This window comes from Microbacterium sp. Bi128 (genome assembly GCF_918698205.1).
In genome coordinates this window covers 1-13,829 of sequence record NZ_CAKKMM010000015.1, presented here as the reverse complement: position 1 = coordinate 13,829, position 13,829 = coordinate 1, and the positions used below count along the sequence as shown (strand labels likewise).

12 protein-coding genes and 1 pseudogene are annotated in these 13,829 nt (G+C 68.5%); 2 read left to right on the top strand and 11 right to left on the bottom strand.

Annotation, left to right across the window (positions count from 1 at the left end; all coding sequences use genetic code 11):
- Positions 1-2: 2 nt before the first annotated feature.
- The 7 genes from gap to LQV45_RS02585 all read right to left on the bottom strand — a co-directional run bounded on the left by gap (position 3) and on the right by LQV45_RS02585 (position 9,304).
- Positions 3-1,013: a type I glyceraldehyde-3-phosphate dehydrogenase gene (gap, locus tag LQV45_RS02615; protein WP_058622786.1), complete on the bottom strand. Its 1,011-nt coding sequence runs from the start codon at positions 1,011-1,013 to the stop codon at positions 3-5.
- A gap of 103 nt (positions 1,014-1,116) precedes the next feature.
- Positions 1,117-1,743 (bottom strand): superoxide dismutase, encoded by a 627-nt coding sequence (locus tag LQV45_RS02610; protein WP_138172462.1) that lies wholly within the window; start codon positions 1,741-1,743, stop codon positions 1,117-1,119.
- 170 nt (positions 1,744-1,913) lie between these two features.
- Complete coding sequence (gene whiA, locus LQV45_RS02605) at positions 1,914-2,891, bottom strand: DNA-binding protein WhiA (RefSeq protein ID WP_230005611.1); 978 nt, start codon at positions 2,889-2,891, stop codon at positions 1,914-1,916.
- An 83-nt stretch (positions 2,892-2,974) separates the two neighbouring features.
- A complete protein-coding gene (rapZ, locus tag LQV45_RS02600; RefSeq protein WP_374208131.1) occupies positions 2,975-3,853 on the bottom strand; it encodes an RNase adapter RapZ in 879 nt (292 codons plus the stop codon).
- Positions 3,854-3,883: 30 nt separating this feature from the next.
- Positions 3,884-5,809 (bottom strand): excinuclease ABC subunit UvrC, encoded by a 1,926-nt coding sequence (gene uvrC / locus LQV45_RS02595; protein WP_230005620.1) that lies wholly within the window; start codon positions 5,807-5,809, stop codon positions 3,884-3,886.
- Positions 5,810-5,830: 21 nt separating this feature from the next.
- On the bottom strand, positions 5,831-8,770 hold the full coding sequence (uvrA, locus tag LQV45_RS02590; protein WP_230005609.1) for an excinuclease ABC subunit UvrA: 2,940 nt from the start codon (positions 8,768-8,770) through the stop codon (positions 5,831-5,833).
- A gap of 99 nt (positions 8,771-8,869) precedes the next feature.
- Positions 8,870-9,304, bottom strand: a complete 435-nt coding sequence (locus tag LQV45_RS02585) for a MarR family winged helix-turn-helix transcriptional regulator (protein ID WP_230005608.1) — start codon at positions 9,302-9,304, stop codon at positions 8,870-8,872.
- A gap of 34 nt (positions 9,305-9,338) precedes the next feature.
- Between LQV45_RS02585 and LQV45_RS02580 the strand changes: the two genes are divergently transcribed.
- Entirely contained in the window at positions 9,339-9,575 is a 237-nt protein-coding gene (locus tag LQV45_RS02580) for a hypothetical protein (protein ID WP_230005607.1), read from the top strand.
- Between the two features lie 38 nt (positions 9,576-9,613).
- Here LQV45_RS02580 and LQV45_RS02575 read toward each other — a convergent pair whose 3' ends face one another.
- The 3 genes from LQV45_RS02575 to coaE form a co-directional block, all read right to left on the bottom strand.
- Positions 9,614-10,036 (bottom strand): VOC family protein, encoded by a 423-nt coding sequence (locus LQV45_RS02575; protein WP_230005606.1) that lies wholly within the window; start codon positions 10,034-10,036, stop codon positions 9,614-9,616.
- A 36-nt stretch (positions 10,037-10,072) separates the two neighbouring features.
- Positions 10,073-12,142: an excinuclease ABC subunit UvrB gene (gene uvrB, locus LQV45_RS02570; RefSeq protein WP_230005605.1), complete on the bottom strand. Its 2,070-nt coding sequence runs from the start codon at positions 12,140-12,142 to the stop codon at positions 10,073-10,075.
- A gap of 80 nt (positions 12,143-12,222) precedes the next feature.
- Positions 12,223-12,822: a dephospho-CoA kinase gene (gene coaE, locus LQV45_RS02565; protein WP_230005604.1), complete on the bottom strand. Its 600-nt coding sequence runs from the start codon at positions 12,820-12,822 to the stop codon at positions 12,223-12,225.
- A 112-nt stretch (positions 12,823-12,934) separates the two neighbouring features.
- On the opposite strand from coaE, the gene LQV45_RS02560 reads away from it, so the two are divergent.
- Positions 12,935-13,309, top strand: coding sequence for a response regulator transcription factor (locus LQV45_RS02560; protein ID WP_230005603.1), 375 nt, complete (start codon positions 12,935-12,937; stop codon positions 13,307-13,309).
- A gap of 23 nt (positions 13,310-13,332) precedes the next feature.
- On the opposite strand, the pseudogene LQV45_RS02555 reads toward LQV45_RS02560, so the two are convergent.
- Positions 13,333-13,829 (bottom strand): annotated as a pseudogene (locus tag LQV45_RS02555) (hypothetical protein); the annotation flags it as partial.

Genomic DNA, 13,829 nt, shown 5'->3' with positions numbered 1-13,829 from the left:
TGTCAGAGACGCTCGGCGACGTACTCGGTCAGGTCGACGAGGCGGTTCGAGTAGCCCCACTCGTTGTCGTACCACGACGAGACCTTGACGAGGTTGCCGCTGACGTTGGTCAGCTCGGCGTCGAAGATCGACGAGTGCGGGTTGCCCTGGATGTCGCTCGAGACGATCGGGTCCTCGGTGTACTGCAGGATGCCGTTGAGGCGACCCTCGGCAGCGGCCTTCTTGTAGACCTCGTTGACCTGGTCGACGGTCAGGCCCTCGGTGGGGGTGACGATCGTGAGGTCGACGATGGAACCGGTGGGGACCGGGACGCGGTACGACGAGCCGCTCAGCTTGCCGTTCAGCTCGGGGAGCACCAGGCCGATCGCCTTGGCGGCACCGGTCGAGGCGGGGACGATGTTGATCGCCGCGCCGCGCGCACGACGCAGGTCGCTGTGCGGGCCGTCCTGCAGGTTCTGGTCGGCGGTGTAGGCGTGCGCCGTCATCATGAAGCCGCGCTCGATGCCGAAGGCGTCGTTGAACACCTTCGCCAGCGGGGCGAGGCAGTTCGTGGTGCACGACGCGTTCGAGATGATGACGTCGGTCTCGGGGTTGTAGGTCTCTTCGTTCACGCCCATGACGATCGTGGCGTCGTCACCGGTAGCGGGAGCGGAGATGAGCACCTTCTTGGCACCGCCCGCGACGTGCTTCTTGGCATCCTCGGCCTTGGTGAAGCGACCGGTCGACTCGATGACGATGTCGACGCCGAGCTCGCCCCAGGGGAGGTTCGCGGGGTCGCGCTCTTCGAAGACCTTGATGGTCTTGTCACCGACGGTGATGGAGTCTTCGGTGTACGAGACGTCCTCGGCGAGCACGCCGCCGACGGAGTCGTACTTCAGCAGGTGGGCGAGGGTCTTGTTGTCGGTGAGGTCGTTCACCGCCACGATTTCAAGGTCAGCGCCCTGCGCGAGAGCCGCGCGGAGGTAGTTGCGTCCGATACGGCCGAAGCCGTTGATTCCGATCTTGACGGTCACGGAATTTCTCCTGAATCAGTCATGCGCGAGAAGCGCGAGAGTGCGGTATTCGCTGGAGGACGACGGCGTCCCGGCGGGGTGTCCACCGGGACGCCCACGCCGTTTACGACAGTACCAGCAGACCCGCCGTCTTCTCACGGGCGGCCGCGAAGCGCTCCTGCGCATCGGCCCAGTTGGCGATGTTCCAGAACGCCTTGACGTAGTCCGCGCGGACGTTCTTGTAGTCGAGGTAGTAAGCGTGCTCCCACACGTCGAGAAGGAGCAGCGGGACGGTGCCCGCGACGATCTGACCCTGCTGGTCGAAGAACTGCTGGATGATCAGGTTCTCGCCGATCGAGTCCCAGAACAGGCCGGCCCAGCCGGAGCCCTGCACGCCGAGCGCGGCGGCGGTGAACTGACCGCGGAAGGCGTCGAACGACCCGAACTGGTCGTCGATCGCGGCCTCGAGGTCACCGGTGGGCTTGTCGCCACCGTTGGGCGAGAGGTTCGTCCAGAAGATCGAGTGGTTCGTGTGTCCGCCGAGGTTGAAGGCCAGGTCCTTCTGCAGGCGGTTGATGTTCGCGAAATCGCCCTTCTCGCGCGCCTCGGTGAGGAGGTCGAGCGTGGTGTTCGCGCCGTTGACGTACGTCTGGTGGTGCTTGCTGTGGTGCAGCTCCATGATGGTCGCGCTGATGTGAGGCTCCAGCGCGGAGTAGTCGTAGGGCAGTTCGGGCAGCGTGTACTTCGCCATGTTCTCTACTTCCGAATCGGCGCTGCACCGAGACCTCGGCGCAGCGAGGGTGACGTGTTCATCCTATCGAGGGCCAACGCACCGGCCACGGGGTTGCTTCCCCGAATGACGCGCAGTAACGCAAAACGGATGCCGAGGGGCTCGGCATCCGTTATCAGCGTCGGGGGGGGTCAGTCGTCGGCACCCACCGGGACCGCGGCCTCGGTTCCCGGGATGCCCTCGGCCTCGGCCTTCTTGTCGGCCATGGCCAGGAGGCGGCGGATGCGCCCGGCCACGGCGTCCTTGGTCAGCGGCGGGTCTGCGTGGTGACCGAGCTCGTCCAGGCTCGCGTCGCGGTGGGCCAGACGCAGCTCGCCGGCCTGCTGCAGGTGGTCGGGGACCTCGTCGCCGAGGATCTCGAGGGCGCGCTCGACGCGCGCGCACGCGGCCACCGCTGCCTGTGCCGAGCGGCGCAGGTTCGCGTCGTCGAAGTTGACGAGGCGGTTCACGCCGGCACGCACTTCGCGGCGCTGGCGCATCTGATCCCACTCCCCCGCGGTGCGGCGGGCGCCCATCTCGTACAGCGCCCCGCGGATGGCTTCGCCGTCGCGCACGACGACGCGCGGCACCCCGCGCACCTCACGGGCCTTGGCCGGGATGCCGATGCGGTGACCGGCGCCCACGAGCGCCATCGCGGCCTCCGACGACGGGCAGGAGATCTCCAGCGCAGCCGAGCGACCCGGGTCGCTCAGGGAGCCGCTGGCGAGGAACGCACCGCGCCAGATCGCGCTGAGATCGGGGCGCGAACCGGTGGTGAGCTTGTTGGGGAGACCGCGCACCGGGCGGCGGCGCTGGTCGAGCAGACCGGTCTGGCGAGCGAGCGTCTCGCCCGCCTCGATGACGCGGACGGCGAAGTGGCCGCCCGTACGTCCCCCCGAGCCCTGCACGTGGTGCAGTTCGGGCCGCACGCCGTAGAGCTCCATGAGGTCGCGGGCGACGCGGCGCGCGAGGATGTCGGAATCCAGCTCCGCTTCGACGGCGACACGGTTCGCGATCGAGTGCAGGCCCCCGGAGAAGCGCAGGATCGCCGTGAGCTCGGCGACACGCGCCGTCGGACGCGGGTCGCGTACGGTGATGAGCTCGGCCTTCACGTCGGCGGTCAGCGGCACGGTTCTCCTCGGTTCAGGACGATGGGGCAACGCCTGCGACAACACGGGTGAGGCTGTCGAGGCGGCGGGGACGAGGGTACAGCCTACTCGCGGCCGAGGTCACGGTGAGTCACGCGGACGGCCACCCCGGGGACGTCGCCGAGCCGGGCGGCCAGCTCACGCGTCATGACGACCGACCGGTGCTTGCCGCCCGTGCAGCCGACCGCGACGACCGAGTGCCGTTTGTTCTCGCGCTGATAGCCCTCCAGCACGGGGTGCAGCGCCGCGGCGTAGGCGTCGAGGAACTCTCGTGCCCCCTGCTGCTCGAGAACGTACGCGCGCACCGCGGGGTCCTCGCCCGTCAGCGGGCGGAGCTGCTCGTTCCAGAACGGGTTGGGCAGGAATCGCATGTCGGCGACGAGGTCGACGTCGGTGGGGAGGCCGTATTTGAAGCCGAAGCTCATCAGCGTCACGGTGTGCCGCGCGGCCCCTTCTTCGCCGAAGAGCTGCACCGTCTGCAGCGACAGCTGGTGCACGTTGAACGCCGAGGTGTCGATCACCACGTCCGCCGCCTCGCGCACGGGCGTCAGCCGCTCGCGTTCGCGGCGGATACCGTCGAGGATCGTGCCGTCGCCCTGCAGCGGGTGCGGTCGCCGGACCGCCTCGAACCGTCGCACGAGCACCGCGTCGGAGGCATCCAGGAAGACCACCCGCACCTGTCGCGCGGCCTGCAGCGCGCGCATCGCCTCGGGAAGATCACCGAAGAGACCGCGCCCTCGCACATCGACCACGACTGCCACCCGCGGAACGGCTCCGCCAGCGCGCTCGGTCAGGTCGAGCAGCGGTCGCAGCATCCGCGGAGGGAGGTTGTCGACCACGTACCAGTCGAGGTCTTCCAGGGCGTTGGCGACCGTCGAACGACCCGCACCCGACATCCCCGTGACGATCAGCACCTCGCCGGACGCGTCCCGTGCCGTCTGCATGATCATCGCCCTTTCGTCGGGACCCCCAGCCTAGCGAGACAAGCGCGCGTGAATGGCCTCGGCGAGGGTCGGCCCGATGCCCGGAAGGGCGGTGATCTCCTCGGGAGAGGCGTTCTTCAGCGCCGAGACCGAGCCGAAGTGTCGGAGCAGCGCCTTGATGCGCGTATCGCCGAGCCCCGGCACCTCGGTCAGGACGCTGGAGATGTCGCGCTTGCGGCGCTTGCGCTGGTGCGTGATGGCGAAGCGGTGCGCCTCGTCGCGCAGCCGCTGCAGCAGGTACAGCGCCTCCGACGTGCGCGGCAGGATCACGGGGTAGTCCTCCCCCGGCAGCCACACTTCTTCGAGGCGCTTGGCGATGCCGCACAGGGCGATCTCTTCGTGTCCGGCGTCGGCGAGGGCGCGAGCGGCCGCCGCGACCTGGGGCTGACCGCCATCGACGACGAGCAGCTGCGGACGGTAGGCGAAGCGCGGACGCTTGCGGGTCGTCACGACCTCGCCGTCGGCGGTCGCCTCGGGGCTCTCGGCATCCGCGAGGACGGCGCCGCCGATCGTCTCGGGCTCGTTCTCTTCAGGCCGGTCGAGGTAGGCCAGACGTCGCGTGAGCACCTGGTACATCGAATCGGTGTCGTCGGTGGTCTCGGCGACCCCGAACGAGCGGTACTGGTCTTTGCGGGGCAGACCGTCCTCGAAGACGACCATGGATGCCACGACATTGGTGCCCGCGAGGTGCGACACGTCGTAGCACTCGATGCGCAACGGCGCCTCGGTCAGTCCGAGGGCTTCCTGGAGGTCGGTGAGGGCCTGCGAACGGGCGACGTAGTCGCTCGTTCGCCGCGTCTTGTGCAGCATGAGCGCCTGTTGCGCATTGAGCGTCGCCGTCTTGAGCAGATCGGACTTGGGCCCGCGCTGCGCCACCTGCAGCGACACCGGACGACCGCGGCGTTCGCGCAGCCACGCCTCGAGCTGTTCAGCGTCGTCGGGGAGCTCGGGCACGAGCACTTGCCGCGGGATGTCACCGGCGGCGGCGTCGCCGTACGTGCGCTGGAGCACCTGATCGACCAGATCGGCACCGGAGATGTCGATCTCTTTCTCGATCGTGGTCGCCCGCACTCCTCGGACGCGGCCGCCCCGCACGACGAAGTGCTGCACGGTCGCGGCCAGCTCGTCCTCGGCGATGCCGAAGAGGTCGGCATCCGTGTCCGAGGCCAGCACGAGCGCGCTCTTGCCGAGCACCGCGTCGATGGCCTGCAACTTGTCGCGGTAGCGCGCAGCGGCCTCGTAGTCCATGGCGGCCGAGGCTTCCATCATCCGGGCGGTGAGGGCTTTCGTGAAGCGCTGGTCTCCCCCGGACATGAAGGCGACGAAGTCGTCGACCATCGCGCGATGCTCCGCGATCGTGACCTTCATCGAGCACGGTCCCCCGCAGCGGCCGATCTGCCCCGGGAAACAGGGACGGCCGGACTGCATGGCCTTCTTGTACGAGGCGTCGCTGCACGTGCGGATCGGGAAGACCTTGATCATCAGGTCGATCGTGTCGTGCACCGCCCAGACCTTCGGGTACGGCCCGAAATACTTGGCCCCGCGGATCTTGGCGTTGCGCGTCACGATCACGCGCGGCGCTTCGTCGGCGAGGGTGATCGCCATGAACGGATACGACTTGTCGTCGCGGTAACGGACGTTGAAGGGCGGATCGAACTCCTTGATCCACATGTACTCCAGCTGCAGCGAATCGACGTCGCTGGGGACGACGGTCCACTCGACCGAGGTCGCCGTCGTGACCATACGCCGGGTGCGTTCGTGCAGCGAGTACAGCGGCGCGAAGTAGTTCGACAACCGCGCCCGCAGGTTCTTCGCCTTGCCGACGTACAGCACGCGGCCCTCGCCGTCACGGAAGCGGTAGACCCCTGGGTTCGTCGGGATCTCGCCCGCCTTGGGTCGGTAGGGCAGCTGCGACATCCGTTCTCGGGATGCCACGGGTCACACTCCCGCGCGGGCCAGTTCCGGCTCGCGCTCGGCGGTGTTGCGCTGCGCTCCGGTCCGACCGGTCTCGAGGAGCTCGGCGAGGAAGGCGCCGGTGTGGCTCTCGTCCACGCGCGCCACCTGCTCGGGCGTTCCGGTCGCCACGATCGTGCCGCCTCCCGATCCACCCTCGGGCCCGAGGTCGATGACCCAGTCCGAGCTCTTGATGACGTCGAGGTTGTGCTCGATGACGATGACGGTGTTGCCCTTGTCGACGAGCCCGTTGAGCACCTTCAGCAGCAGCGAGACGTCCTCGAAGTGCAGACCCGTCGTGGGCTCGTCGAGCACGTAGATCGAGCGGCCGTTGCTGCGACGCTGGAGCTCGGTCGCGAGCTTCACGCGCTGCGCCTCGCCGCCCGAGAGCGTCGTGGCCGACTGCCCGAGACGGACGTAGCCAAGACCCACGTCCACCAGGGTCTTGAGGTATCGGTGGATGGCCTGGATGGGCTCGAAGAACTCTGCGGCCTCGGAGATCGGCATCTCGAGCACCTCGGCGATGTTCTTGCCCTTGTAGTGCACCGACAGGGTGTCGCGGTTGTACCGCTTGCCGTGGCACACCTCGCAGTCGACGTACACGTCGGGCAGGAAGTTCATCTCGATCTTCAGCGTGCCGTCACCCGAGCACGCCTCGCAGCGACCGCCCTTGACGTTGAAGCTGAACCGTCCGGCCTGGTAGCCGCGGACCTTGGCCTCGGGCGTCTCGCTGAACAGCGTGCGGATGCGGTCGAACACGCCGGTGTAGGTCGCCGGGTTCGAGCGCGGGGTGCGACCGATCGGCGCCTGATCGACGTGCACGACCTTGTCGAGGTTGTCGAGTCCGGTGACGCGCGTGTGCTTGCCCGGCACGCGGCGGGCACCGTTGAGCTTGGAGGCGAGCACCTCGTACAGGATGCCGTTGACCAGCGTGGACTTGCCGGAGCCGCTGACGCCGGTCACGGCGGTCAGCACGCCGAGCGGGAAGTCGACCGTGACGTTCTTGAGGTTGTTCTCGCGCGCGCCGACGACGGTGACCTGTCGCTTCTTGTCGATCTTGCGCCGCTTCTTCGGCGGCTCGATCGATCGACGTCCCGAGAGGTAGGCCCCCGTCAGCGAGCTTTCGTCGTCGAGCAGTTGGGCCAGCGGCCCGGAGTGCACGACATTGCCGCCGTCGACGCCGGCGCGCGGGCCGATGTCGACGACCCAGTCGGCGGCGTGGATCGTCTCTTCGTCGTGCTCGACCACGATGAGGGTGTTCCCGAGGTCGCGCAGGGTCTCGAGTGTCTGGATGAGTCGACGGTTGTCGCGCTGGTGCAGACCGATCGAGGGCTCGTCGAGGACGTAGAGCACCCCCGTCAGGCCCGAGCCGATCTGGGTGGCCAGCCGGATGCGCTGCGCTTCGCCGCCCGAGAGGGTGCCTGCCGCGCGGCCGAGGCTGAGGTAGTTCAGGCCGACCTGCAGCAGGAAGTCCAGGCGCGCCCGGATCTCGCGCAGGACCGCGGCGGCGATCGTCGCCTCACGCTCGGTCAGGGTCAGCTGCGAGAAGAACTCGCGCGCGTCGGCCAGGCTCATGCGCGAGGCCGCGGCGATCGACGTGTCGTCCACGAGCACGGCGAGCACCTCGGGCTTCAGGCGGTCGCCGTCGCACACCGCGCACGGGACCTCGCGCAGGTATTCCGACCAGCGCTGACGCTGCGTGTCGGACTCGGCCTGCAGGTACTGCCGCTCGATGTACGGCACGACGCCCTCGAAGCCGGACGAGTAGCGCATCTCGCGGCCGTAGCGGTTCTTCCACTTGACGGTGACCTTGTAGTTCTCGCCGCGCAGGACGGCATTCTGCACGTCCGTGGAGAGATCTCTCCACGGGGTGTCCAGCGAGAAGTCGAGGTCGCGCGCGAGGCCTTCGAGCAGACGCTCGTAGTACTGGAAGAGTCCCTTGCCCTGGGTCGTCCACGGCAGGATCGCACCCTCGCGGATCGACAGCTCCTCGTCGCCGAGCATGAGGTCGACGTCGACCGACATGCGCGTACCGAGTCCCGAACACACCGGGCAGGCGCCGAACGGGGCGTTGAACGAGAACGTCCGCGGCTCGATCTCGGTGAGCTGCAACGGGTGGCCGTTCGGGCACGCGAGCTTCTCAGAGAACGACTGCCACGCGTCGTCGCCCTCTTCGTCGACGAAGTTGACCTGCATGATGCCGCCCGCGAGGCCCAGAGCGGTCTCGACCGAGTCGGTCACGCGGCCCAGGATGTCGCCGGATGCCACGAGTCGGTCGACGACGACAGCGATGTCGTGCTTGTAGCTCTTCTTGAGTGTCGGCGGCTCGGCGAGCTGGACGAGTTCGCCGTCGACGACGGCGCGCGCGTACCCCTTGGCACTGAGCTCTTTGAAGAGGTCGACGAACTCGCCCTTCTTCTGCGTCACCACCGGAGCGACGATCTGGTACCGCGTCCGCTCGGGCAGCTCCATGAGCTGGTCGGCGATCTGCTGCACCGTCTGCCGCTGGATGCGCGCACCGCAGTCGGGGCAGTGCGGCACGCCGATGCGCGCCCACAGCAGACGCATGTAGTCGTGGATCTCGGTGATCGTGCCGACCGTGGACCGCGGGTTGCGGTTGGTCGACTTCTGATCGATCGACACCGCGGGGCTCAATCCCTCGATGAAGTCGACATCGGGCCGATCGACCTGTCCGAGGAACTGGCGCGCGTAGGCGCTGAGCGATTCGACGTAGCGGCGCTGGCCCTCGGCGAAGATCGTGTCGAACGCGAGACTCGACTTGCCCGAGCCCGAGAGACCGGTGAACACCACGAGAGAATCACGCGGAATGTCGAGGTCGACGTTCTTCAGGTTGTGGACGCGGGCACCGCGAACACTGAGCTTTCCGCTGGTGTTTCCGGGGGACGAGACTGGAACGATGGGCACCCGACAAGTGTAGGTTCCCCCTCCGACATCGGCCCCGGGTTCGCCCCCGGCGCACATCTGTGAGAGGAAACCCGCGCGCCGGCTGCGGCGCTCACACCCTCAATCCGTCGCGTCGAACCGGCTCGCGAAGGGCGCGAGGCCGTCGCGCAGTGCGATGAGCGCCGCCGTGTCGATCCCCACCCGCTGCATGATCTGCGCGGGCACGACGAGCGCCCGCTCGCGCAGAGCGCGGCCCTCGTCGGTCAGGTCGATGTCCAGGACGCGCTCGTCGTCGACGCGCCGCCTGCGCACCACCCTCCCCTGAGCCTCGAGCCTCTTCACGAGTGGCGAGAGCGTCGCCGGCTCCATGGCGAGCTCCCCCGCGAGCACGCCCAGCGAGCGCGGAGCCTCCTCCCACAGCGCCAGCATCACCAGGTACTGCGGATGCGTCAGCCCGAGCGGCTCGAGCACGGGTCGGTAGATCGCCACCACGTTGCGTGCCGCCGTGACGAGGGCGAAGCACACCTGATTCTCGAGCCGGAGCGGATCGTCCACGCGCCCTCCTCAATTAGTTAGTACACTAATGATCATGGCACATAAGGATGCCGACCGACCCCCGCTGCGCGAGCGCGTGCGGGCTGCCGGCGGGTGGTACCAGTACCTCAATTCGCGGCTGATCCGCGTGGCCGGGCCGGCCTCGGTCGGCCCCTACGAGACGACCCCCGAGCCGGTCCGCACCGGACGACCCTGCCCGCTGTGCGGTCATCCGATGTCGGAGCACAGCGTCGACCGCACGGGCCCCAAGCCGCTCCTGCACTGCCCCTGAGGGCGGGCACGCCCGGCCGCATCCGACCGAGCCAGGAGTCAGGACAGCTGCGGACGACCCTCGGCGTCGAGGGGCCACCCGGGGTTGACCGCGACCTCCCACGGGTGACCGTCGGGATCGACGAACACGCCGGAATACCCGCCCCACGGCGTCGAGGCGCTGGCGCGCGCCAAGGAGGCGCCGGCCTCGACGGCCGCCGCGAGGATCGCGTCGACCTCGTCGGACGTGCCGACGTTGTGCGCGAGGGCCATGCCACCCCATCCGCCGGAGTCGACGATCCCCGAATCGGCGGCGAGCTTCTCGCGCGCCCACAGCGCCACCACTGATCCTCCCGTGTCGAAGAAGGTGACCTCGCCCCGCACAGAGTCGGGATGCGACCGCCAGCCGAGCCGTTCGTAGAAGGCGAGCGCACGGCCGAGATCGCCCACCCCGAGCGTGATCAGCGACACCCTCTGCTGCATGGCGGCCCCCAGATCGTGGATTGGCGCGTCACCGGGTCAGGCGTGACCGGCGCGCTCCATCGCCCGCAGTTCCTTCTTGAGGTCCTGCACCTCGTCGCGCAGCCGCCCGGCGAGCTCGAACTTCAGCTCACTTGCCGCGGCGAGCATCTGCTGCGTGAGGTCGGCGATCGTGGATTCCAACTGAACCGCGCCTTCGGCGGCGATCCCGGTACGACGCAGCTGCGGAGTCGGTGACTTGCCCTTGCCGGCCTTGTCATTACGCGACAGCAGGCTCCGGGTGTCGGACGCCTCGCGCGCGAGAACCTCGGTGATGTCGGCGATCTTCTTGCGCAACGGCTGCGGATCGATGCCGTGCTCCGTGTTGTACGCGATCTGCTTCTCCCGACGACGCTCGGTCTCGTCGATCGCGTTCCGCATGGAATCGGTCATCCTGTCGGCGTACATGTGGACCTCGCCCGACACGTTTCGGGCGGCGCGGCCGATCGTCTGGATGAGAGAGGTGCCGCTGCGGAGGAACCCCTCTTTGTCGGCATCCAGGATCGCCACGAGCGACACCTCGGGGAGGTCGAGCCCCTCGCGGAGCAGGTTGATGCCGACGAGGACGTCGTAGACGCCGGCGCGCAGCTCGGTGAGCAGCTCGACACGGCGGAGCGTGTCGACGTCGGAGTGCAGGTAGCGCACGCGGACACCGTGCTCGCCGAGGAAGTCGGTGAGCTCTTCGGCCATCTTCTTGGTGAGCGTGGTCACCAGCACGCGCTCATCGCGGTCGACGCGCACGCGGATCTGCTCGAGAAGATCGTCGATCTGCCCCTTCGAGGGCTTCACCACGATCTGGGGGTCGACCAGTCCCGTCGGGCGGATGATCTGCTCGACGATCCCGTCCGCGATCCCCATCTCGTAGCGGCCGGGAGTAGCCGAGAGGTAGACGGTCTGGCCGATGCGGTTCTTGAACTCGTCCCACCGCAGCGGGCGGTTGTCCATCGCACTGGGCAACCGGAATCCGTGCTCGACGAGCGTGCGCTTGCGCGAGGCATCGCCCTCGTACATCGCACCGATCTGTGGCACCGTGACGTGCGACTCGTCGATCACGAGCAAGAAGTCGTCGGGGAAGAAGTCCAGCAGCGTGTGGGGAGGATCGCCTGCCGAGCGCCCGTCGAGGTGGCGCGAGTAGTTCTCGATGCCCGAGCAGAACCCGAGCTGCTGCAGCATCTCGAGGTCGAACGTCGTGCGCATGCGCAGACGCTGCGCCTCGAGCAGCTTGTTCTGCGACTCGAACTCCTTCAGCCGCTCGGCGAGTTCGTGCTCGATCGTGCCGATCGCGCGCTGCACGGTGTCGGTGCCCGCGACGTAGTGCGACGCCGGGAAGATCGGCACCGACTCCATCTTCTGGACGACGTCGCCGGTCAACGGGTGCAGCATGTACAGCGCCTCGATCTCGTCGCCGAACATCTCGATGCGGATCGCGTATTCCTCGTAGACCGGAATGATCTCGATCGTGTCGCCGCGCACGCGGAAGTTGCCCCGCGAGAAATCGACATCGTTGCGGTTGTACTGCATCGAGATGAACTTGCGGATGAGCGCGTCGCGGTCGTACCGCTCCCCCACCTGTAGCGCGACCATGGCGCGCAGATACTCCTCGGGTGCGCCGAGACCGTAGATGCACGAGACGGTCGAGACCACCACGACGTCGCGGCGCGACAGGAGCGAGTTGGTCGTCGAGTGCCGGAGCCGCTCGACCTCCGCGTTGATCGAGGAGTCCTTCTCGATGAAGGTATCGGTCTGGGGGACGTACGCCTCGGGCTGGTAGTAGTCGTAGTACGACACGAAGTACTCGACGGCATTGTTCGGCATGAGTTCGCGGAACTCGTTGGCCAGCTGCGCGGCGAGCGTCTTGTTGTGCGCCAGCACCAGCGTCGGGCGCTGGACGGCCTCGACGAGCCACGCGGTCGTCGCGGACTTTCCCGTTCCCGTGGCTCCCAGCAGCACGACGTCGGTCTCACCGGCGTTGATGCGCGCGGCTAGGTCGGCGATGGCCTGCGGCTGGTCGCCGGAAGGGGTGTACTCGCTGACAACCTCGAAGGGACGGACGGAACGCGTGGCCTGCATGAATCCAGCGTAGGCGGGGCCTCCGACATCGGGGCCGCAGAACGTTCGCCGTGCGCGAGCGCGGTCGTCTCGCGCGGCGGCTACCGCCGCTTCAGCCGCTCCCAGAGCTCGTCCACCTGCCGCCGAGTGGCATCCAGGTCGCCGGTGGTGTCGATGACCACGTCCGCGAGCGCGAGCCGTTCGTCGTCACCGGCCTGCGAGGCGATGCGGGCCCGGGCGTCGGCTTCGGAGAGGCCCCGCTGCGAGATCAGACGCTGCACCCGCTGCTCGGACGGCGCGTGCGCGACGACGACGAGGTCCCATTCGCCACTCCCCCGCGCCTCGGCGAGAAGGGGCACGTCGTATACGACGACCGCATCGGCGTGGTCGGCGTGCGCCGCACGGAAACGCCGCTGCGACTCCTCGCGCACAGCCGGGTGCACGATCGCGTTCAGCGCGGCGAGGCGTTCGGGGTGCCCGAACACGCGGGCGGCCAGGGCGGGGCGGTCCAGGGACCCGTCGGCCCGCACGACGTCGGCGCCGAACTCCGACGCGATCTCCGCGAGGACCGCGGACCCGGGCGCCTGCACGTCCCTCACGATCGCATCGGCGTCCACGACCACCGCGCCGCCTTCGGCGAGCATCCGCGCGATCGTCGATTTTCCGGACGCGATTCCACCGGTGAGCGCGAGAAGGGGCACACGACGAGGATGCCACACGGCCCCGGCAGCCGGCCCGCACCGCCCCTCCGCGTAGTTTAACATTTTTCCGGGGGCGCATCCGTTCCTCCGTCCGGTTCGCGAGAGTCCCCCCATGCCGAATCCGAACGTCGTGGTCGTCGTCGAAGACGATGCCGACATCCGCTCCCTGATCGTTGCCGTCCTGGAACCCTCGGGCTTCGTCGTGCACACCGCCGTTGACGGCGCCGACGGGATCGAGGTGGTTCGGCGCACCGACCCGGCGGTCACGACACTCGACGTGAGCATGCCGGGACTGGACGGCTTCGAGACGGCCCGCCGCATCCGCGAGTTCAGCAGCACGCGCATCCTGATGGTCAGCGCCCGCGTCGACCCCGCCGAGGAACGACTGGCACGCGCGGCCGGGGCCGACGACTACCTGACGAAACCCTTCCGCCCCCGTGAACTGCGGGCGCGCATCCAGGCATTGGTCGCCGACGGCGGGTCCTGATACCCGGAGTCCTCCCGCCCGGCTCAGGCGCCGATGACGCCGCCGGGCTGTTCTCCCGCGGCTGCCGCCCGGCTCGCCTCCGCGTCCGCCCGGTCCACGAGGTGAGGTCCGGCCGCCCCCTCGACAGAGGCGAGGACGACGCCGACGCCGACCACCGGCACCACCGAAGTCGCGAGCGCCGTCAGATCGGCGACGACGCGCTCATGGAGCCCCCGAGCGACACGGCGCACATCGGTCGTGGCGTTCGTGGCGAGGGCGACGGACAGCCCCGTGGCATCCGTCACCCCCACGAGCGCCATGGTCGGAGCGTGGCGCCGCACCGAAGCTCGGAAGACCCGCGCGATGTCCTCGGCCTCCTCGGGGCCGAAGGCCGTCGCGACGCGCTTCAGGTCGTCGACCCGGATCCCGATGACGCAGAGGTCCTCGCCGGCTCTCTCCGCTCGTGCGACGAGGATCGTCAGCATCGCGCCGAACGAATCGCGCAGCAGGACTCCCTGGTCGTCGACGACCAGGTGCCGCG

Coding starts and splice junctions, on each gene's coding strand:
- LQV45_RS02575 (WP_230005606.1), bottom strand. CDS start 10,036: ATGCAGCAGAGGGTGTCGCTGATCACGCTCGGGGTGGGCGATCTCGGC.
- LQV45_RS02560 (WP_230005603.1), top strand. CDS start 12,935: ATGCCGAATCCGAACGTCGTGGTCGTCGTCGAAGACGATGCCGACATC.
- uvrC (WP_230005620.1), bottom strand. CDS start 5,809: ATGTCGCAGCTGCCCTACCGACCCAAGGCGGGCGAGATCCCGACGAAC.
- LQV45_RS02610 (WP_138172462.1), bottom strand. CDS start 1,743: ATGGCGAAGTACACGCTGCCCGAACTGCCCTACGACTACTCCGCGCTG.
- rapZ (WP_374208131.1), bottom strand. CDS start 3,853: ATGCAGACGGCACGGGACGCGTCCGGCGAGGTGCTGATCGTCACGGGG.
- LQV45_RS02580 (WP_230005607.1), top strand. CDS start 9,339: ATGGCACATAAGGATGCCGACCGACCCCCGCTGCGCGAGCGCGTGCGG.
- uvrB (WP_230005605.1), bottom strand. CDS start 12,142: ATGCAGGCCACGCGTTCCGTCCGTCCCTTCGAGGTTGTCAGCGAGTAC.